Genomic DNA, 19,792 nt, shown 5'->3' with positions numbered 1-19,792 from the left:
TGACCGGGGAGCTCTATCTAATCAAACAGAGCAGATGGAGAGATACAAGGTTGGGTCGAGCAACGCGATACCCAACATCAACTCCAGGGATCGCGTTTACAGGTCTAAACCTTATTCAAATTCCATTGCTTCAAAGATACGGCCTGCATTTTTCGCTGACAGCTCTTTGAACGTATCCAGATGCGCATAGGGGCTCTGGTCAATCTTGTACGCATCTTCCAGGGTTCCACCGTCTTCGAGCAACACCGCTACCTTGGCACGTACGTATTCCAGATAACCGCGGGTCCACTTATCGACTGTCTCGAAATCGGTCGCTTCACCGTGACCCGGTACGATGATTTTATCGTTCGCAAACGGGGCGAAGCTCTCATGCCATGTTTCCAACCACGCCGCTGTATCGGTATCCGGGAACACCGGCAGCATACGCTGCTGGAACGCCATATCACCTGCGAGAACAACGTTACGCTCAGGAATATACACTGAAATATCGCCAACCGAGTGAGCCGGTCCAAAGTGGATCAGTTTTACGGTAATCCCTCCCAGATCCAGTTCCATCTCCTCATCAAATGTCTCGTCAATTTCAACCAGCTCAGTGCCCTTCGCCTGTTCTTTCAGGATACCTTGCAGCGTTTCCAAGCCACTCAGGCCTTTTTCCTCGACCTCTTCCAGCGCTTCAGCATGGGCGATAATGGTCGCGCCCTGCTCTTTCCAATAACCGTTACCTAAGATCGCATGGGACTGGCCGTTTTCATCCACCACGTAAATAACCGGTTTATCGGTGATCTGCTTAATCTCTTCATGCAACGCTTTCGCCAACAGGTACGCCGCACCACCGTTAACGACCAACACGCCCTTTTCACCGATTACAAAGGAGAGGTTATTGTTGTGGCCACCGTTTTCGTAGCTGTAATACTGAGTCGCACCAATGGAGCTCCACACATCCTCTGCGATTTTCACTGGTTTAGAATACAGCTGAGACTCAGGGTACTTATCCGCCGGTGACGCTGCCATTGCAGGCATAGACAATACCGCCGTGGCTGCTGCAGCCAACAATACACCGCGCGCACCGCGTTTGAGATTAAACATAGAGATCCGTCCTTTAGCTTTTCTTATATCGGCTTTATATGCATTTATTATATAAGCTAAAAACAATATCATATAAATAGACCATTGGGTGACTATGGTCGCACCTCACCTCTCTTGTCATCACCTGCCATTCGCTGCACACTGCTTGCCGCAAAACGGCATCCGCCGCAGACCTGATTTATCCGAGCAAGGGACATTACGCATGGCGAATGAGAAGCCTCTATTTACCTGGGACAATGACTATTTTGAGCAGCGACATTCACTGAATAACAAGATTCAGTTGGGCTTAATTGGTTTGGCTGTTGGCCTGATGCTGATGGACCTGACAAAGATCTACACGCTACTGCCACTTGCCGCCATTCTATTCTGGGTCAGCTTTCAGCAACGTAATGTCGACACTCTCCGTGAAGAGTTCGAGGATGCGACAATCACCCTGTCACCGCGCTCTATGCTGTTAAACAAACCCATGGAAGAGAGCGAAGAGCGTATTCAGTTCCGAGATATCGAGTCGCTGGAAAAGAAAGAGAAAGGCAAACACACCACGATTATTCTCACGCTCAAGGACGAACGGGAACTGGAGCTGGCTGGCTTTATTAATGCCAACGAGTGTTATCAGTTACTGCAGGAAGGGCTTAACCCAAGCGACGATGCGAGCTGAACGTTCAGCCGGGCCACAAAAAAGGGAAGGTTTTTACACCTTCCCTTTTTTGTGGTTTAGATAGCGTGATGAACGCCGTCACTCTGACAGGAGGTGTTTCGGATCAAAGCCCATAATCAACGAACCCCAGTGCTTACCGTTAACGTACAGCGGAATAGACAGGTCGTTCAGCACTTCACCGGTATCACGAATAAAGGTCTGTAACAGAAACGGCGACGTATGGCTTGCCCGACGTTGCTCTGCACGGCTCCCGGCATAGATACGTCGGTTTCGGCTCTTCAGGTTATCCACATCAAAATTACCCGTGATCGGATCGGAAACCTTGGTGTGATGTGCTGGCGCATAACCGTTCAGATCCACCGCAATCGCGTAGATAAACTCTGAACGCTCCGTAATAAAGCGATCAAACACGGGCTGCAAGCGTGACTGATACGCATCCACATAGGAGGTATCAAACTTTTCAGGTAGCTGACCGTCATTGGTGCGACGATAATTCGTATCAAACAAATTGCTTCCCTGACGCATCATCTCTTCCAGAATATCCTGAGTCTCTTGCGCCCAGCCTCGTCCTGCCTGAATCATGCCTTCAAAGCCGCCGTAGCCGATGATAAAGCGCGACAGCAACTCCTGCGTTTCCTCAGTCGCGGTTTCCAGATCACCGGAGTGACTCTTCGACACCTCCATCTCATCCTTGATCTCTTCTGAAATCTTGGTGATCTCAGAAACATGCTCATGGGTATTGCGGTTGGTGTATGCCAGCTCATCAATGGCTGCACTGATACTGCTGAGCTGACTGTTCAACTCTTCAAAATCAGACACCATGTTAGAAAACTGTGTGTTGGTATTGCCGATGAACACCTCGGTATCGGAGATATACTCTTTGATCGTGTCGGCCCCCGTGCGGGTATTGCTGACCAACGATGTCATCTCACTGACATTCTTATCGATCTCAGAGGTTGCACTGCTAACCTTTAAAGACAACGAACGGACTTCATCCGCCACCACAGCAAACCCACGCCCCGCTTCACCTGCGCGCGCGGCTTCAATGGAGGCGTTCAGGGCCAGGAGGTTAGTCTGGTCGGAGAAGTCCTTCACCATCCCCAGCACCCGCATAATATTCTCAGAGTTCTCCGACAGCTGATGCACCGTACTCTGAAACTCGCTGATCTGTTTGCCCACCGCTTGCACCTGATCCTGCACGCGGGTCATCTCACTACTAGAGCCACGTACTTCTTCCAGGTTATTGCTGTTGCGCTCCGAGATCTCCAACGTGTGCGCAGCGATCTCATCAATTGCCGTAGTGGCTTCCTGACTGGCCTGAAACACCATCTGAGCGCGGGTTTCCTGCTCCTGTGCGGATGTATGCGCTTCGTTCACCACCTTCTGCAGCTGGGTCGCACTTAACGCCACCTGTACGCTGCGCTGACGCGTGGAAGAGATCATCTTCTTCAGGCTATGCGAGAAGTCGTTATAGCTTTCCGCCATGCTGGAGATTTCATCGTGGGAGTACTGCGGTAATGTGGCAGATATATCACCATCACGCTCTTTTACAGCACGCAATACGTTGGTGATACTGCCAATTGGACGCAGAAATAGATGCCGCATAAAGAAGATGGTAAATGTCCCGATAAGGAACGTGTAGATCAGCAGGATCAGCGACGCGATAGACAGCGTTGATGCACTCTGTTCCAGTACCGCGCTCGCCGCCTGACTCGTATCGAGTTGAGCATGAATTGAACTCAGATCTTGGTAGACCCAATAACCGATGGCTGCAACGATGAGGTTCGGCCCCAATAGAAAAACAACGTTGCCAACTATTTTTTTGGTGAGGGAATTAAAAAACGTCTTTTCAATACTGCTGTAAAGACTCATGTGACATGCCCGTTATTGTTATCGTTTATTTAATGTTTTTTATCTGCACTTTTAAAATTCTAAGGCGGCGTATTTTGCGTATTCAAACACACTAACGCCGTCGTTCCCTCGAAACTGTGATTAGAAAATCTAACACAGCACCTGATGCTTGCAACTGTACTTTCAGAAGTACAGTAGAGGATATCGGCACTGTAACCCTAGTCTTAAGGTATTGTATTGTGCGACAAAAGTAGCAACTAACGCCCAGAAGCGCTTGCTGTGGTTGAAATGCTTGAGATGAGCCAGCTCATGGACGATCACATAGTCCACCTGATCGGCCGGTGCCATGACCAGCCGCCAGTTCAAAGAGATGTGCCCCCGGTTGTCACAACTGCCCCAGCGGCGGCGAAAACTCTTGACCGTCAACCCCGATGCAACCAATCCGGTAATCTGCTGCCAGTGTTGAAGTCGCTCTGACAGATAGCTCTGGGCTTGTCCCTGATACCAGCTTTTGACCAGATCGGTCACACGTTCAACTTCAGGACGGCTGCCACGGCGGGATAAGGTCACGTGTAATTGATCACCAACACGGTCAACTTGATTACGTGCCCCATACTGCCAAGTAAGCCGTAAGGTTTGTCCGAGAAACGGGATTTCGGACTGCTGTGCAATACGAATTTCAAACGCTTGCCCTTGCTCAGCGAGACGCTGTTGCTTCTGTAAGATCCAGTGACGTTTCTCCGCCACCCAGCCTTCGATCCAATGATCATCCACCCAATGCGGGACCAGCACACGGACCTGACCCGGCTCCACTTTAATGGCGGCGGTGCGACGTTTTTTACTGCGCACAATTTCGTAGGCTAAGCGTTCAGTTGTCATCAATTTTATCTGCTGGCAGTTTGTTGCGAGGGCTATCATAGTAGACTTGAACCAGAAGCACATCGCTAAACCACAACCTACAGAGGCCTGTTGCTCTATGTCCCTGATTCCGATGGACGATTTACTCGCCGAAATCCGCGCCTGTGAACACTGCGCAGAGCAACTGCCGTTGGGTAGCAATCCGGTGGTACGCGCTTCATCCAGCGCACGGCTGATGATCATCGGGCAAGCCCCTGGTACCCGGGTGCACAAAACCGGCATTCCGTGGAACGATCCCAGCGGTGATCGCCTGCGCCAGTGGCTTAATCTGGATTCTGAGCAGTTTTATGATGAATCCCAAATTGCCATCATGCCAATGGGGTTTTGCTATCCAGGCAAAGGAAAGTCAGGGGATCTGCCGCCTCGTAAGGAGTGCGCGCCGCTCTGGCATCCAAGCTTGCTGAGCCAGATGCCAAACGTTCAACTCACTCTGCTGATTGGCCAGTATTCACAAAAGTACTACCTTGAGGACCACTACAAAACACTCACTGAGCGGGTACAACAATGGGCGGCGTGCCGGGAAGGCTTCATTCCGCTGCCACACCCATCACCTCGCAATCAGTTGTGGCTAAAGCGTAACCCCTGGTTTGAAGATGAAGTCGTGCCGATGTTACAGCAGCGGGTTGCTGCACTGTTATCAGATTAAGATCCAAAAGTTACCATTCTAAATTTTGCTGTGGCACCGACGCACCCATGCCAGCAGTTCTTTCCCTGCATCCAGTTGATCTGTTTCTGCGTATCGCATTTGCTCGTAACGACCCGCAATCTGGCTGAGTACTTCCGCCAAATCGGGCCGTACATCAGCTACGCGGTCGCAGTATCGTTTTACTGTCTCTCCCGGACTGCGACCCAACCCTGCTTTACGTTCCAAGCGCTGCGACAGCTTTTCCAGCGCCAGATCGTGCGGATCTTTCGGGTTGTTCCAGCTGTGCCAGAACACCCGTAAAGCAACGAGTGTCATCACCAGCACAAACGGGATCAGCAACGCCAAGGCAAGCCGCAAGGGTGTGATTTCACCTAACAGCCGGGTGAGAAAATCGTTCTGATAGCGATGATAATTCACCACCCATTGCTGCCAGCCATAGGACAACGCATCCCACTTTAACCACAGGTCAGCGAGCACGCTGTTTCTACCAACCAGTAAACTTCCCAGCGGGGTGTCTTCAAGGAAACTCTCCTGCTCTGAAAACAGCTCCTCCGCCGGTCTTACGATCCGTTCGGGTGCCACCGCAGCGGTCGGATCAAAACGCACCCAACCTTTTCTCGGCAACCACGCCTCAACCCAGGCATGAGCATCATACTGGCGCACCAGTAAATACTTCTCGTAAGGATTCCACTCTCCCCCCTGATAACCCGCAACGACACGCGCCGGGATACCCACAGAACGCAACATAAACACCATTGAACCGGCGAAGTGTCCACAGAACCCTTTCTGGCTGGAAAACAGAAACTGATCGATCTGGTTTCCTTGCAGTTTTCCGGGGTTCAACGTGTAGGTGAAGTTGAGATGGTAAAACGCCATTAACATTCGGATGTAGGACTCTGGCGAACCTGCGCGGGTGTACCATTCACGCGCCGTTTCGCGACTACGCGGATTAGTCAGTGGCAAACTCAACTCACGCCTGTAGTTCAGCGCGTTGCTCTTTACCGCCAAGCGATACTGCGCAGCAGAGTGAAGATCAAACTGCTCTCGGGTGTTGATGGGGTTATCCCGCAGGAAGGTCATATCTGAATTTAGCGCCAAACCGTCCGGCAAAGACACCGGCATATCTAATGCGGGAACATAGTTCCGTCCGGTTGGCTCCAGCATCAGTGAATAGCGGTATGTCGGCTCCTTCATCTGTACTGATTCAGTCACTTGTTGAAGCTCGTCTTGCCGCTTATCCCTATACCAGCGGACACCGTCAAAATCCGGGTACGTCATCGCCCGCCAGTAAAGCGCATTTTGCGGGGGCGGTTCATCCTTAAACTCCACTCTGAATGCAACATCCGAAGAACGGGTCAAATTGGTGATATCACCGGGCGACATGACCTCCGAAAGACCGGTCTTGGCCCCACCCACATCCATCTTTAGCGACCATATCGGCCCCATTCGTGGAATCAAAATAAACAGCACCAGCATCAGGGGCAGAGACTGCATCATCATCACTGCACTGCTGCGGAATGGCCGCCCCATATCCACGTTATGCGTTTGATAGATCGCCAACAAAGCCGCCGTGGTCAGCTGGACAGCCACCAGTACATAAGCTGCCATCCAGATACTTTGATCAAACAACAACGCACTGCCCGCCACAATATAGGCAACGTAGACCACCAACAGCGCATCACGCTGGCGGTAGATCTCCAGCGACTTCAGGCCAAACCCTGCTATTAGCAGCGCCACCATCCCGTTGACACCACCCACACCGCCGTAGCTGAGAAACACCCCGCCACACGCCAGAAATGAAAATAGCGCGAGCACACTCCAATGCGGAAACGACCAGCGTCCCGTGTGGACCATCAGCCGCCAGCCTATCGTCCCCGCTATCGCCGCCGGCACCCATAACGGCAAGTGAGTCAAATGGGGCAACAACACCGCTATGATCGCGATGAACTGCCACATCAACGCCGGGCGACTCAGACGAAATTGATCGCTCATCCTACCCCTCCCGGAAAGAGTGCCAACGCAGTCAGCAACTGCTGACGATGGTTTTCTCCCCGATCCGGTTCAAAATCCCTGCCGGGTAGTCGCAGACCGTAATGCTCCCCCTGCTTCTCAAGCTGGAGCACTAAATAGCATAAGCAGGACAGACGGGTTTCTGTGGACATACCGGTCAGGGCATCCCAATCAAGCCAGACTCGCTCATCCACCTCGGCATGAAACGTTTTGGCGTGTAATCCCTGTCCGCGGGCGTAGGTTTTCCATGCCACGTGACGTAAAGGCATACCGGGGTGATATTGCTCTAACCCGGCAAAATCCTCTCCGCCGTCAAGCGACTGCATCCGCCCGTCTCCCTCTGAACGGATATAAGATTGTGGCTGCAGGCTCTTTTTCGGACTGGGATATACAATCGCATTGCTATCGACCTCAAGCCAACTCCAGACTCTTAGCAGCCCCAACGGATACACACTTTCGATCAGCAACGGACGTGGATGCAGCCGCCCTCGCTCCGGTGCAGGGTGATAGAGGCGCACGGTGCAACCGGAGTGATCAATCATCTCGATAGTTTGCGACTGACATCCTTTCCAGGCGAGCTGCACATTTTCCCGTTCACGTTTACCGTCGCCGCTTAAGCGCAGCTCAAATTCAGCCTGCTCACCGGCAAAACAGGGATACCCTCTAATGGCAGTGATGTTAATGCCGGAGAGATTGCTGTACGTATGGATTATTGAGACGACAAAGATACTGAGCAGTAAAAACGCCACCGCATGGAGCAGATTGTTTTCGTAGTTCACACCGATAAGCAACAACAGGAGCGATACGAAAATGAACCCCCAGCCGGAACGACTCGGGAAGATAAAAATACGTTTATGGTTCAGCTCAATAGAACGACCTTTTGGACGCCGACGGGCGGCCCAGCGATCAAATGGACTCCGCAGGCTTTTTCTAAGCTTGGCGAACATAACAAACCGCCGTCCCTCAGCCGACAACATCGACCTCACTGAGCAATCGCTGAACCAACGCCAACCCACCATGCTCGGCATAGTCTTCAGCCGCCCGCAAACGGTGGCCAAATACGGGCTTCAACAACGTTTGCAGATCCTCCGGTACAACATATTGGCGACCATGCATATACGCCCATGTTTTAGCACTGCGCAGCAACGCCAACGCACCGCGTGGCGAAATGCCATATGCAAAGCCTTTCGCTTCACGGCTGTAACGCACCAAGCGTTGCAAGTAATCCAGCAGACTGTTTGACGCCTGTACTTTGTCGCACGCAAGGTAGATTTCGCGTAGCGTTTGCTGATCGATACACACGGGCAGATCACCAATGCGATCTCGAACATCCCCACCTTTTAGCAGCTCCCGCTCAGCTTCGTGAGCCGGATATCCCAATTCAATTCGCATCAGAAAGCGATCGAGCTGCGATTCAGGCAAAGGAAAGGTACCGTACTGGCTCAGAGGATTTTGCGTTGCTATCACAAAAAACGGGTCCGGTAACGGATAGGTCTGGCCGTCCAGAGAAACCTGATGTTCCTCCATCGCCTCCAGTAATGCACTCTGGGTCTTAGGTGTCGTCCGGTTAATTTCGTCCGCTAGCAGCAGCTGTGTAAATACGGGCCCACGATGAAAACGAAACTCACTGTTACCCGCATCAAACACGGTCACACCTAACAGATCGGCGGGCAGCATATCGCTGGTGAACTGGACGCGTTGATAGTTCAGGCCCATCACCTGCGCCAGAGCATGTGCCAGTGTGGTTTTACCCATACCCGGCAGGTCTTCAATGAGTAAGTGCCCATGCGCAAAAAGACAGGTCAATGCCTGCCGAATCTGCCGTTCCTTGCCGTATAACACACCACCAATCACCTCAATGGCATGGTCTATCTTTTCCTGCATATCGCTTCCCTGGTTCCTGTCACAAAAAGAACTTCAGACAATTATCAAATGACTCCCGAAAACAGACAGCGGCCTCTATCCGGGAGTTCAATATGGATCAGAACCTCAACGGAATAGATTCACTGTGGTAGTCAGCAAAGCTGTTTGTGCAAGCCTCATCATGGGGAATTACCTGTACCAGATTGGCACGATGCACACCGGCCCGATGACAAATGTCATAGGCTTCGGTCACACTTCTACAGGTAATCACACCACCTTCATTATCTTTAATCAGGTCCTTTGCAACCTCTTTGTCCTTGCCGTATTCAACTTGAATCACCATTGGACCACAACCGGACTCAATGAAATTTACGTTACGCAGACGATGCTGTTCCGCCAGAGTGATGAATTCAGACATATTCATAGCACAGGCTCCTCTCGTTAATTAGCAGGCTGTACGTTCCGTGCGCCAGACTTGGATCAGGTCAGATCCAGCTCGCTGTAAGCTACTTAAGCTTAGTTGAGGGTGCAGAAAAGGGTATGAGGAAATTTACACGCGAAAAATCAGATACTTGATAAAAAAAAGCCCCGACATAAGCCGGGGCGAACCTAGAGTGCTATGTGTCACATTGATAAGACAGGCAAGATTTCCTCCAGCCCCTGTGACGCCCTATCAAGGAAGGCTGGAAATCTAGCCAGACAGGCGGAACACTGCGCTAAGGCATCAACGCTCCGCCATCATGGCTGACTCAACTTAATACAAGTACCGTGCCAGTTATATAAACGGGGGAAGACGCCCCGTATAGCAAGGGCTCAGCCCATCTTGATCAAATACTAAACACTTAAAAACCTAATCAAATCATGAGGTTTCGCTTCGCTGTCATAATCCGATTCATGATTTGCTTAAATCGCAGGCACAAAAAAACCTGTATGAATCACTCCATACAGGTTTTTAATGTATGGCCGGTTATTTAACCGACCGCATCGATCTTAGTGGTGGTGACCACCCGCGCCGTGCGCGTGACCGTGCTCTACTTCTTCTTCAGATGCTTCGCGCACTTCAACAACTTCAACGCTGAAGTTCAGGATCTGACCCGCCATTGGGTGGTTGCCGTCCAGCGTAACGCCATCTTCTTCAACTTTGATGACAGTCACTGGCTGCTCACCCCATGGCGCCTGAGCCATAAACTGCATGCCTACTTCAACTGTATCTACACCCTCGAAGTTTTCCTTAGGCACTTTCTGAATCATTTCTTCGTGTACTTCGCCGTAACCTTCAGAAGGCTCTACACGTACATCCAACTTATCGCCAACCTGCTTGCCCAGCAGCGCATTTTCCAGACCTGGAATGATATTCTGAGCGCCGCACAGAAACGCCAGAGGCTCCTGTCCTTCAGATGAATCCAGAACCTCACCACTGTCGTTTTTCAGGGTGTAGTTGATCTGGACAACTGTTTTATCAGCGATCTGCATTGAGAAATTCTCCATTAGAGAAAGGAAATGCACAAAGTTGCTCAAACCTCAGCCAGTCAGCTGTGTGCAGGCGGAAACACCTTTGAACCTTCCAAAAAATTAGTTAGGAAGTGCCATCATAACCAAAGCATTATGGGGTCTGCCAGCGTAAACCCGACGAAAAACAGGTCAAAGCGAAAATACTGCCTCAAACGCGCACAAACTCGGCGTTCTCAGCACACCAACACCAGATATTCTCTGGATTTAGATGCACACCGCCCACCCAACGATCAATTTGCCGTTGAGCCAGCCAGTTTGCATCTCCTGCCAATACCTCAGCCCCGAGATCAGTGATCAACAGCTGCTGCTGTAAAAATGCCTCATCCGCCCCAAACATCCCCGGCAATTTGAACGCACTGCCATCCGCCAGAGCAATCAAAGGCCGATCGCTTTCAACCATCCTTTTAATGACCAACCAGAAGCTGGAGTCACCCATAAACTGAGGATTCTCCAGCTGCTGAGAATCCCTGAACACGCTACCCGGCGCAGATTCTCCACCTGAAAGAATCGACAGTATCTGTCGCTCTGTACGGTTAATACCGTTTAAATCCGGATATTCCTCAACCAAACGCTGAAGGCCACTTTTCAAATAGGGCAAGCAACTCAAGTCTTGTTTTAACATCGCGGCCAACATACGTGGATTTGATGCCGTCAACGCGTACCAAGCCTCTTCTGACACCTGCAACTGCTCGGTACTGACGACCTGACGCTGATTCAGGCATTCGGGTAGATCATGTTCCTCGGTTGCCAATCCCAACAGGAACGGCACCAATACCAGCTCGGGCGGCTGACAATGACGGCCCGCCTCACTGTTATACCAACTGAGAAGCTGAATCAGGTGCAACTGATCGTAAAGCTCCGGTGAGTTCCAGATCACCACCCCACCTTCACGAGCGCTCGACAGGAACACCGCATCACGCGATTGAAAGTGGGTCAGTGCTTCAAACTCACTTGCCCAACCACAATGGTGGATAAAGTTTGCCCGTACCTGCGACATCTCATCCAGCGTTAAACCTGCGGGGATCGGGCCGTCATGAAGAACATCAGCCCAGGACAAAAAACGCCCGCTGATACCCGCGTGCTGAAGTACTTGATTGGCGTTATCGCCATTGGTGATATGAAGCATGATCGAAACATCCTTAGAAAGTCGCAGGCCTGTATTGTAGCGATATTTGTTCACTGTAATGGAGTTAAAGAACTATTTTCAGCTCAATGCTCACCATTCTCTCAAATCCCATACATAACCTCTGCCTCGTCAACCGATCACTTCTTTAAAACCACACCAACAGAACCAAAATTCCGCAACGCACAATACATTTTGGGAATATCTCACTCATTTGAATACGTTATAATTTCAATGTAGCCGGCTTCGTCTGGCTATTTCTCAATGATTTCATCGTTGTTTTTATGCCGTGGCGCACCATTTGGGTGCCCACGGCTTTTTTCTGTGACTTTCCGACAAAATTCCCTAAGTAGGGCTAGATAAACTGGCACTCACGGGGCATCATTTCGAGACTTATCTAAAATAAGTGAGAATGTTGGCTTAGAAGTGGAGTTACGCCAATGAACTACATTTGGTTCGGTACATTACTAACATGCACCCTTGTATTAACAGGATGTAACGACAGCACCCCTAACGACAAAGCGGACGGCAAAGCACTGTTTGCACACTATTGTGAAAGCTGCCACGGCCAAACCGGGAACGGCAAATTTCTGCAAGGAATTCCTGCGAATGCCCATACAGCTCTCACCCGGCAGGAGGTGATCAATTTGGTGCTTTATGGCCGCGACGATAAGCCAGCGATGCCGAACTTCCGCAAACAGCTCAGTCCCCGTCAGGCGCAGAAAGTAGCGGATTACCTGCTATTTACTCTGAAAGCTCAATAACTCTCTTGCTGACACCCATTTAAATTTCAAACTCAGAACCGTTTTTTGCCCAAAAAAAAGCGCCCCAAGGGGGCGCTAAAAAGATCTCTTCTGCTCGATCGGGAAATGTCTGATTAAGCGATTATGCCCACTCAACCAATTCGATGTTGTCGAAGACCAACTCAGATCCGTCTGCGAAAGTCACAACACCGCTAGAATCAGCAGACAGCGCCAACGCCTGATCTGCCATATTTACATCAACTGCCTGACCATCCACAGTCAATGTCCAGTCGTTACCGTGCGCGCACAGCTCAACTGTATCTGTCCAGCAATCACTTTTACCGCCATTGAAGTAGTCATTGCCATCGCCTGCCGCGAACGCGTAGGTATCATTACCACGACCGCCGTAAGCCATATCTGCATCCTTACCGCCGACCAGGAAATCATCACCCGCGCCACCTTTCAGCGTATCGCAGCCCTCGCCGCCATTCAGGACATCATCACCACGACCGCCTTTCAGAATGTCGTTACCGGCTTCGCCTTTCAATACGTCATCACCACGACCACCGCGCATGGTGTCATGACCTTCTCCACCCAGCAGCACATCATTGTCAGCACCGCCATACATAGAGTCGTTGCCATCACCACCTTTCAGTGTGTCGTTACCACTGCCACCTTTCAGCGTGTCGTCACCGTCACCGCCTTTGAGCGTGTCATCACCGCGACCGCCGCGCAGAACATCATCGCCGTTACCACCGTCAAAGACGTCATTACCTTTACCGCCGCGCATGGTGTCATTCCCTTCGTTACCTTGCGCAACATCATCACCACGACCACCTACGATGAAATCATCACCGCTGCCGCCTTCCATATAGTCATTATCGGCGCGGCCCTTAAGGACATCGCTACCTTCGCCACCGCGCATCACATCATCACCGCGGCCACCAAACAGCACATCACTACCTTCACCGCCATCCAGCGTATCGGCACCACGACCACCGTGAGCGACATCATCACCCGTACCGGAATACACCACATCATCGCCGGAACCGGCTTTAACAACATCATTACCATTACCAGAAACGACCGCGTCATTTCCTGCGCCGCCTTTAACGAAGTCGTCGCCTTCGCCGGTGGCTTTATAGAAATCGTCACCCGCACCCAGATAAACAGAGTTGTTGCCCTGACCGCTCTTAACAACGTCATCACCGCCGAATGCTTTGATGATCTGACGACCAGACTCATCAACGATCACATCATCACACTGAGTACCAGTAACTACTTCTGTATTATCTTCGCATACTGCAGAAATGTTGTTTGAATCAGTCATCGTAAGCTCCTGTTTTCCCGGCGTTTCGTAAGGGAACTAATGTTTGAATGAGTCCAGTATACCCAATTCAAACAAACCATCAACACATATTTTTAAAATACGTTTTAATAAAAATATAACCCATTGTTTTTATTATAATTTAAATTTATATGCTGTTTTAATTGTTATAGAATCCCGTAAATTTAAACAATTTTCTCCCCGCCTTCGCATCAGGGCATGAGAATTCTGCCACTCACAACCTGAATCGAATCTTAAATCCCCCTCCAAACCAACAAAGTCCACAAGACTACGACCAGGACTACGATCGAAGCAGATACGCCACTCAAAGACATGAAAAGCAGACAAGGACCTCATCCGACTAGAAGAAGCCTGAAGACGGGTTCGGGGACACGAAATCACGGATAGGGAAATACAGAGCAGAACCCGCAAATAGCAGGCATAAAAAAACGCTCCTGTTTAGGAGCGTTTCATAATACGTATGATAGAAAGCCAAGCGTTTCCGTCAGCGGCGCACCCATTGTGAATAATATGCGCGCGTTGCAGAACCGCCTGTTTCTTTAACATCCTTGTCAGCAGTCGCGGCCACATTGGCATCAACCCCACTCCCCTTTATCGCATGCATAGATGCACAATCCCTAAGAACTGCATCGCAATGGGTACCCAGGCCAGTACCGGCTTCATGAACATAACCACTTACGTTTGAATGGATCATGATAACCCCTTGTTTTTATAAGGACGGACAAAATGTTTTTGTTTGAATCCCTCTATATTGCCTGAAAAACAACACGCACAGCAAGCCAATTCCACAATCCTTGTTCTAATAAACACCTAACTTACTGATAATATTAGTTTTTAAATATTAACATTGTTTTAATTACATCTCAGTCAATAATTATTAGCCGCTTGATCTTTCCGCGATCAGAGCAGAAACTAAATGATACGGAAGCAACCACATCAGGACTGTTAACTATGGATCTAGAGCTAAGCCTTAACGAAACTCGCGTCATTGGCTGCCTGTTAGAGAAGGAAAGCACAACACCTGACCAGTACCCACTTTCCCTAAACGCACTGACGCTTGCCTGCAACCAGAAAAGTAATCGTGATCCTGTCATGCACCTCGATGAAAGCGAGGTCCAGCAAATACTGGATGACCTTGCCGCTAAACGACTGACCCGGGAAGAGAGCGGCTTTGGTAGCCGCGTCGTGAAATACAAACATCGATTCTGCAATACTGAATTTAGCGAACTTCAGTTCACCGAAGGACAACGTGCCATTGTGTGCGTGTTGCTTTTGCGCGGTCCACAAACACCAGGCGAACTGCGCACCCGCACACAACGCATACATGAGTTCAATAACGTGCAGGAGGTGGAATCTGCCCTTCAGGCACTTGGCGAACGCACCGATGGTGCTCTGGTCGTACGCTTACCACGGGAACCCGGTAAACGAGAGTCTCGCTTCACACACCTTTTCAGCGGTGAGGTTGATACCTCCTCCATTGCTCAGACAACCACCTCTGCGGAGAGCGGAAATTCAGACCTGAACGCCCGGATCAACACGTTGGAGGCGACGGTTCAACAACAGCAAGAGGAAATAGAAGCACTACGAGAGGCACTCACACAGCTTCAATCGTAGAAAGGGAATAACAGGACGCACACATAGTCAGGCGACAAGCAAGCCCGCCCAAACGAGAGGGCGAACCAGCCTGTCTATGCTTGCGTTTTATTGCAGCATTCGGAAAAGTTCATCCTTGAGCCGAAGTCGGCGCATTTTCATATCTCGAAAACAATCATTCGACACTGACAAATACGCCATTTCCAGACCACGCACACTATGGTCTAGTTTGTGATACTCGGTTGCTTTGGAAGCAAAGACAGGATCTTCTAATTTGAGCAGGTGAATCCGTTCGCGATACTCAGGAAAGTCGGTATACAGGCTGTGATCCAGATCTGACATAAACACAACTCCGCCACAGGTAGAACATAGTTTGCGGCATCTACGATAAGTTTAGTAACTCAAGAAGAAGATACCAAATCTGGCATAGTGGCGATTCGTACAAGCCTATAACCATTCTGTCTTACCAAAACAGCCCATCTATCCCTCGTACAATCCATGCACAAAAAAGCACACTATAAAGCGGGCGATAAGAAGTCGTCTGAAACGCTCAGCGCTAAATATTGACGGCTAAATCTGCTTAACTATTCCACCGTTCGCACGATCGATATTGATGAAGTACAGCTGGGAGCGAGGCTAACGCACCTATTTAGCTGCTTACTGTACAACCGCCTCTGGATGCCCTGAACCAACATCATCACGCTCCTGACAAATAAGAGAAATTACTAGAATATTCATCTAAATACCTCTTAGAGCAACACCTCACCATCCAATTCGCCGCTCTCACACAGCGACTGAATCACCTCCACAATCAATCCCTCCAACGCCCGGCAAGCGGTTGAAACCGGACGATCCTGCAGGCGTACCAGCGAATGAATTCTATCGATTGATGGCGAAATAATCCGTAGCGCGTTTAGCTCCCCCCGCCGCAACTCCGCATTCATCACATCACGTGGAATAATCGCATTAGCGATACCGCTGTTCATCATGCAACGCAGAATCAAACCGGTATCCTGCTCATACTGAATATTCAGCGGCCATCGTGCCTCCAGCGCTGTCTGCTCGATATGCATGCGAATGTTATGCGGCCGCGAGGGCGCCACCAACGGATAGTTCGACAGTTCCTCAAACAGAATAGCGCCATCTTCACGTTCACTTTCCAATCCCTGCCCCACGAGATACAACGACTCCCGATACACCGGTATCACGTGGGCTTCAGCCAGATCTGCTGCGTTCGGAATCAATCCAAGATCCGCCTTACCGTCCGCAATGCGCTGTACCGCGACGAGACTCATAGCATCCAGAATTTTCAACTGAACATCAGGAAAGCGTTTGGCGCATTCACTCAGCAAAGGCGGTATCAGCGTGTAGGCTTTGGACGCGTCAATCACCACTCTCACCTCGCCTCGCGGTGAAAATTCATCCGAAATCACATCCGTTCTGGCTGTTTCAACCTGTCGCAATATCAGACGCGCATGGTGAACTAACTTCTCGCCCGCCAGCGTGAGCTGAACTCCCTTGGCGCTGCGCACAAACAAACCCACCCCAAGCTCTTTTTCTAACCCCGCGATCTGATGGCTTAGCGCGGGCTGCGCGATAAATAATTCACGCGCTGCCGCCGACACACTGCCGACCTCAGCAATTTTCAGGAAATATTTCAGCTGGTTAAACTTCACTCAACCCCTCCCACATAAAAGCCATATAGAAAACATATGGACAACCATATCAATTATGTATTTTTTTTATTGCCCAATCACTTTTACAGTGAATCGAGTCTTCAATCCAGCCACACGGGGTATCACCATGTCAGCTAGCACTACTCGGAACGACCGCGACCAACTGCTGAGCGACTTGTGCCCCGAGCTCTGCAAAAAAATTCCTGAGCACGCCATCATCACCAATCCAGAAGAACTGAGCGCCTACGAATGTGACGCCTTCACCACCATGCGCCAGCAACCACTGCTCACTGTGCTGCCGGAAACCATTGAGCAGGTTCAGCACGTCATGCGCTGCTGTTTCACACTGGAGATCCCTGTCGTAGCACGTGGCGCTGGCACCGGCCTGACCGCAGGTTCAATGCCCGTCGAAAATGGTGTGTTGCTCGCCATGACAAAGTTCGACCAGATTCATGAAATCGACGCGGCCAACCGCACCGCCCTGGTTGATCCCGGTGTGCGCAATCTGGCTATCTCCGAAGCGACCGCACCCTATAACCTCTACTTTGCCCCAGACCCGTCTTCCCAGCTCGCCTGCTCAGTGGGGGGAAACGTCGCAGAAAATGCAGGCGGGGTGCATTGCCTGAAATACGGACTGACTGTCCACAACGTGCTTGAACTGGAGATCATTACCGCAGACGGCACTATGATCACTCTCGGCAGTGCCGCACTTGATAGTGCCGGTTACGATTTGACGGCCCTGATGTGTGGCTCAGAAGGATTGCTCGGCATCGTGGTAAAAGTGCGGGTAAAACTGTTACCTAAGCCAGACTGCGCCAGCGTTCTACTCGCCGCATTCGCCACGATTGAAGATGCGGGCACGGCCATTGCCGCTATCATCGGCGCTGGCCTGATACCTGCCGGACTTGAGATGATCGACCAGACAGGTATTTGTGCTATTGAAGAACTGATGCATGCGGGCTATCCGACGGATGCGGCAGCAGTCATCATCTGTGAACTGGATGGCGGCAAGGAAGAAGTAGCCGACGAACTGAGCAGCGTTATCGATATCCTGAAACGCTTTAATGCCTCTGCCATTGAGATCGCACAGACCCCGGAAGACAGCAAGCGCATATGGGCAGCCCGCAAAGCGGCCTTTCCGGCACTCGCCCGACTGGCACCTGACAACTACATCATGGACGGCACGATTCCACGCCGTGCGCTGGCTCAAGTATGGAAACAGATCAATGTACTAGCCGACCAATACAACCTGCAGGTTGTGAACGTTTTCCATGCTGGCGATGGAAACATGCATCCCTCCATTTTGTTCGACTCATCCGATGATGATCAGCACAAACGCGCATTTGAACTGGGCACCCGCATCCTTGAACTCTGTATTGAAGTAGGCGGTACGATCTCAGGCGAACATGGCATCGGCCTCGAAAAGATCAACCAGATGTGCCTGCAGTTTTCAGAGAAGGAACTCACCCAGTTTCACGCACTGAAGCAGGCTTTTGACGCAAAAACACTACTCAATCCGGGCAAGCAGATCCCCACCCTGGCGCGCTGTGCGGAATTTAACGCCATGCACGTTCATCACGGCGACATGCCCTTCCCTCATCTGGAGCGATTTTAAGACATGACTGCCCAGGCAACCGCAAACACACCGTTATCCACACAGCCCAAATACCCCGCCGCAATACAACAGGAGCTCATCGACTCTGTTAAGCAGGCATTTGAACAGCGCCAGCCACTTAAGATTATTGGCGGCGGCAGCAAAGCCCATTACGGCCGCGCGGTATCAGGCAAGATGCTGGCCCTCAACGAGTACCAAGGGATCATCAATTACGAACCCTCTGAACTGGTAATCACCGTTCGCGCAGGCACGCCACTATATGTCGTAGAAGCCGCATTGGCCGAACAGGGACAAATGCTGGGATTTGAGCCACCCACCTTTTCCCGCAACGCAACGATTGGCGGCACCATCGCCTGTGGCCTATCCGGCCCACGCCGCCCCTATGCAGGTGCAGCACGCGACTTTGTACTGGGCGTTACGATGATCAACGGGCGTGGTGAAATCTTGAAGTTTGGCGGCCAGGTCATGAAAAATGTTGCTGGATACGATACTTCACGACTGATGTGTGGCGCACAAGGCACGCTAGGGGTGCTGCTAGACATCAGTTTAAAGGTCATCCCGATACCCGCCTACGAAGAAACACGCATCATCACCGCTAACCAACAGCAGATGCAGACATTACTGACCAAGCTGGGTTGCCAGCCAATCCCTCTGTCAGCCACCCTGCTGCATCGCGACCAACTCTACCTGCGCTTCTCCGGTGCAAATGCCGGGGTGAGAGCGGCCGCCAACCTTATCGGCGGCGATTCACCGAATTCAGCCACGGCGTTCTGGCAGCAACTAAAAGAACAGCAACATCCTTTCTTTGATCGTGCCCGACATGAAGGCGAAACAGTGTGGCGCTTATCGCTTCCTCCCACTGCCGCAGATATTCCTGATGCCCTCGTAAGCGAGCAGATTATCGAATGGGGTGGCGCACAACGCTGGGCCTACAGTCGTGATAACAGCCTGAATCTGCGGACTTGGTGCCAGGAGAACGGCGGTCATGCCACCTGCTTCAACCATAAAGAAACGTCGAAACAGGTGTTCACACCTCTGACCACCGACCTGCTCCATCTCAGTCAGCGTATAAAAAACAGCTTCGATCCCGCGCATATTCTGAATCCTGAACGCTTATACCCTGGGCTTTGAATGCCTCAGCTAATGCCCC

Annotated in this window: 19 protein-coding genes; 6 read left to right on the top strand and 13 right to left on the bottom strand. The window is 50.9% G+C overall.

What is annotated here, in order from left to right:
• Positions 1-111 precede the first annotated feature (111 nt).
• On the bottom strand, positions 112-1,086 hold the full coding sequence (locus tag IOQ59_RS20410; RefSeq protein ID WP_193955329.1) for an MBL fold metallo-hydrolase: 975 nt from the start codon (positions 1,084-1,086) through the stop codon (positions 112-114).
• A 202-nt stretch (positions 1,087-1,288) separates the two neighbouring features.
• Between IOQ59_RS20410 and IOQ59_RS20405 the strand changes: the two genes are divergently transcribed.
• Positions 1,289-1,744 (top strand): hypothetical protein, encoded by a 456-nt coding sequence (locus IOQ59_RS20405; protein ID WP_193955328.1) that lies wholly within the window; start codon positions 1,289-1,291, stop codon positions 1,742-1,744.
• Positions 1,745-1,822: 78 nt separating this feature from the next.
• On the opposite strand, the gene IOQ59_RS20400 is transcribed toward IOQ59_RS20405, so the two are convergent.
• Positions 1,823-3,616 carry a methyl-accepting chemotaxis protein gene (locus IOQ59_RS20400; protein ID WP_193955327.1) on the bottom strand — a complete coding sequence of 598 codons (1,794 nt, stop codon included), beginning with the start codon at positions 3,614-3,616 and terminating at the stop codon, positions 1,823-1,825.
• A gap of 162 nt (positions 3,617-3,778) precedes the next feature.
• Complete coding sequence (locus tag IOQ59_RS20395) at positions 3,779-4,474, bottom strand: M48 family metallopeptidase (RefSeq protein ID WP_193955326.1); 696 nt, start codon at positions 4,472-4,474, stop codon at positions 3,779-3,781.
• 97 nt (positions 4,475-4,571) lie between these two features.
• On the opposite strand from IOQ59_RS20395, the gene IOQ59_RS20390 reads away from it, so the two are divergent.
• Positions 4,572-5,159, top strand: a complete 588-nt coding sequence (locus IOQ59_RS20390) for a uracil-DNA glycosylase family protein (protein WP_228051056.1) — start codon at positions 4,572-4,574, stop codon at positions 5,157-5,159.
• Positions 5,160-5,177: 18 nt separating this feature from the next.
• Here the strand turns inward: IOQ59_RS20390 and IOQ59_RS20385 are convergent, their stop codons facing one another.
• The 6 genes from IOQ59_RS20385 to IOQ59_RS20360 form a co-directional block, all read right to left on the bottom strand.
• Positions 5,178-7,151, bottom strand: coding sequence for a transglutaminase TgpA family protein (locus IOQ59_RS20385; RefSeq protein WP_193955325.1), 1,974 nt, complete (start codon positions 7,149-7,151; stop codon positions 5,178-5,180).
• The gene (locus IOQ59_RS20380) at positions 7,148-8,116 is read right to left on the bottom strand and encodes a DUF58 domain-containing protein (RefSeq protein WP_193955324.1); all 969 of its coding nucleotides are present in this window, start codon (positions 8,114-8,116) and stop codon (positions 7,148-7,150) included. The genes IOQ59_RS20385 and IOQ59_RS20380 overlap by 4 nt, the downstream gene beginning before the upstream one ends.
• 16 nt (positions 8,117-8,132) lie before the next feature.
• Positions 8,133-9,053 (bottom strand): AAA family ATPase, encoded by a 921-nt coding sequence (locus IOQ59_RS20375; protein ID WP_193955323.1) that lies wholly within the window; start codon positions 9,051-9,053, stop codon positions 8,133-8,135.
• A gap of 97 nt (positions 9,054-9,150) precedes the next feature.
• Complete coding sequence (locus IOQ59_RS20370; protein WP_193955322.1) at positions 9,151-9,456, bottom strand: hypothetical protein; 306 nt, start codon at positions 9,454-9,456, stop codon at positions 9,151-9,153.
• A gap of 566 nt (positions 9,457-10,022) precedes the next feature.
• Positions 10,023-10,505: an FKBP-type peptidyl-prolyl cis-trans isomerase gene (locus IOQ59_RS20365; RefSeq protein ID WP_193955321.1), complete on the bottom strand. Its 483-nt coding sequence runs from the start codon at positions 10,503-10,505 to the stop codon at positions 10,023-10,025.
• 187 nt (positions 10,506-10,692) lie between these two features.
• Positions 10,693-11,670 carry a hypothetical protein gene (locus tag IOQ59_RS20360; protein WP_193955320.1) on the bottom strand — a complete coding sequence of 326 codons (978 nt, stop codon included), beginning with the start codon at positions 11,668-11,670 and terminating at the stop codon, positions 10,693-10,695.
• 437 nt (positions 11,671-12,107) lie between these two features.
• Between IOQ59_RS20360 and IOQ59_RS20355 the strand changes: the two genes are divergently transcribed.
• Entirely contained in the window at positions 12,108-12,431 is a 324-nt protein-coding gene (locus IOQ59_RS20355) for a c-type cytochrome (protein WP_193955319.1), read from the top strand.
• 121 nt (positions 12,432-12,552) lie between these two features.
• Here IOQ59_RS20355 and IOQ59_RS20350 read toward each other — a convergent pair whose 3' ends face one another.
• The gene (locus tag IOQ59_RS20350) at positions 12,553-13,740 is read right to left on the bottom strand and encodes a calcium-binding protein (RefSeq protein ID WP_193955318.1); all 1,188 of its coding nucleotides are present in this window, start codon (positions 13,738-13,740) and stop codon (positions 12,553-12,555) included.
• A gap of 502 nt (positions 13,741-14,242) precedes the next feature.
• Positions 14,243-14,452, bottom strand: a complete 210-nt coding sequence (locus IOQ59_RS20345) for a hypothetical protein (RefSeq protein WP_193955317.1) — start codon at positions 14,450-14,452, stop codon at positions 14,243-14,245.
• 257 nt (positions 14,453-14,709) lie between these two features.
• Here IOQ59_RS20345 and IOQ59_RS20340 point away from each other — a divergent pair, with 257 nt between their 5' ends.
• On the top strand, positions 14,710-15,372 hold the full coding sequence (locus IOQ59_RS20340) for a YceH family protein (protein ID WP_193955316.1): 663 nt from the start codon (positions 14,710-14,712) through the stop codon (positions 15,370-15,372).
• A gap of 87 nt (positions 15,373-15,459) precedes the next feature.
• Here IOQ59_RS20340 and IOQ59_RS20335 read toward each other — a convergent pair whose 3' ends face one another.
• Together IOQ59_RS20335 and IOQ59_RS20330 are read right to left on the bottom strand one after the other, a co-directional pair.
• Positions 15,460-15,693 (bottom strand): HP1242/YdcH family protein, encoded by a 234-nt coding sequence (locus IOQ59_RS20335; RefSeq protein ID WP_193955315.1) that lies wholly within the window; start codon positions 15,691-15,693, stop codon positions 15,460-15,462.
• A gap of 407 nt (positions 15,694-16,100) precedes the next feature.
• Positions 16,101-17,027 carry a LysR family transcriptional regulator gene (locus IOQ59_RS20330; protein WP_193955314.1) on the bottom strand — a complete coding sequence of 309 codons (927 nt, stop codon included), beginning with the start codon at positions 17,025-17,027 and terminating at the stop codon, positions 16,101-16,103.
• A gap of 127 nt (positions 17,028-17,154) precedes the next feature.
• Here IOQ59_RS20330 and IOQ59_RS20325 point away from each other — a divergent pair, with 127 nt between their 5' ends.
• Both IOQ59_RS20325 and glcE read left to right on the top strand, forming a co-directional pair.
• A complete protein-coding gene (locus tag IOQ59_RS20325; protein WP_193955313.1) occupies positions 17,155-18,642 on the top strand; it encodes an FAD-linked oxidase C-terminal domain-containing protein in 1,488 nt (495 codons plus the stop codon).
• A 3-nt stretch (positions 18,643-18,645) separates the two neighbouring features.
• Entirely contained in the window at positions 18,646-19,773 is a 1,128-nt protein-coding gene (gene glcE / locus IOQ59_RS20320; RefSeq protein ID WP_193955312.1) for a glycolate oxidase subunit GlcE, read from the top strand.
• Positions 19,774-19,792 lie beyond the last annotated feature (19 nt).

Origin of the sequence: Pontibacterium sinense, assembly GCF_015209595.1 — a bacterium.
GTDB classification, from domain to species: domain Bacteria; phylum Pseudomonadota; class Gammaproteobacteria; order Pseudomonadales; family Balneatricaceae; genus Pontibacterium; species Pontibacterium sinense.
Note: the sequence above shows the minus strand (reverse complement) of the source record. Positions and strands in the feature narration are given on the sequence as shown.

What these genes read in the sequence shown, in the direction of transcription:
- IOQ59_RS20410 (WP_193955329.1), bottom strand. Translation starts at nt 1,086, where the DNA reads ATGTTTAATCTCAAACGCGGTGCGCGCGGTGTATTGTTGGCTGCAGCA.
- IOQ59_RS20405 (WP_193955328.1), top strand. Translation starts at nt 1,289, where the DNA reads ATGGCGAATGAGAAGCCTCTATTTACCTGGGACAATGACTATTTTGAG.
- IOQ59_RS20400 (WP_193955327.1), bottom strand. Translation starts at nt 3,616, where the DNA reads ATGAGTCTTTACAGCAGTATTGAAAAGACGTTTTTTAATTCCCTCACC.
- IOQ59_RS20395 (WP_193955326.1), bottom strand. Translation starts at nt 4,474, where the DNA reads ATGACAACTGAACGCTTAGCCTACGAAATTGTGCGCAGTAAAAAACGT.
- IOQ59_RS20390 (WP_228051056.1), top strand. Translation starts at nt 4,572, where the DNA reads ATGTCCCTGATTCCGATGGACGATTTACTCGCCGAAATCCGCGCCTGT.
- IOQ59_RS20385 (WP_193955325.1), bottom strand. Translation starts at nt 7,151, where the DNA reads ATGAGCGATCAATTTCGTCTGAGTCGCCCGGCGTTGATGTGGCAGTTC.
- IOQ59_RS20380 (WP_193955324.1), bottom strand. Translation starts at nt 8,116, where the DNA reads ATGTTCGCCAAGCTTAGAAAAAGCCTGCGGAGTCCATTTGATCGCTGG.
- IOQ59_RS20375 (WP_193955323.1), bottom strand. Translation starts at nt 9,053, where the DNA reads ATGCAGGAAAAGATAGACCATGCCATTGAGGTGATTGGTGGTGTGTTA.
- IOQ59_RS20370 (WP_193955322.1), bottom strand. Translation starts at nt 9,456, where the DNA reads ATGAATATGTCTGAATTCATCACTCTGGCGGAACAGCATCGTCTGCGT.
- IOQ59_RS20365 (WP_193955321.1), bottom strand. Translation starts at nt 10,505, where the DNA reads ATGCAGATCGCTGATAAAACAGTTGTCCAGATCAACTACACCCTGAAA.
- IOQ59_RS20360 (WP_193955320.1), bottom strand. Translation starts at nt 11,670, where the DNA reads ATGCTTCATATCACCAATGGCGATAACGCCAATCAAGTACTTCAGCAC.
- IOQ59_RS20355 (WP_193955319.1), top strand. Translation starts at nt 12,108, where the DNA reads ATGAACTACATTTGGTTCGGTACATTACTAACATGCACCCTTGTATTA.
- IOQ59_RS20350 (WP_193955318.1), bottom strand. Translation starts at nt 13,740, where the DNA reads ATGACTGATTCAAACAACATTTCTGCAGTATGCGAAGATAATACAGAA.
- IOQ59_RS20345 (WP_193955317.1), bottom strand. Translation starts at nt 14,452, where the DNA reads ATGATCCATTCAAACGTAAGTGGTTATGTTCATGAAGCCGGTACTGGC.
- IOQ59_RS20340 (WP_193955316.1), top strand. Translation starts at nt 14,710, where the DNA reads ATGGATCTAGAGCTAAGCCTTAACGAAACTCGCGTCATTGGCTGCCTG.
- IOQ59_RS20335 (WP_193955315.1), bottom strand. Translation starts at nt 15,693, where the DNA reads ATGTCAGATCTGGATCACAGCCTGTATACCGACTTTCCTGAGTATCGC.
- IOQ59_RS20325 (WP_193955313.1), top strand. Translation starts at nt 17,155, where the DNA reads ATGTCAGCTAGCACTACTCGGAACGACCGCGACCAACTGCTGAGCGAC.
- glcE (WP_193955312.1), top strand. Translation starts at nt 18,646, where the DNA reads ATGACTGCCCAGGCAACCGCAAACACACCGTTATCCACACAGCCCAAA.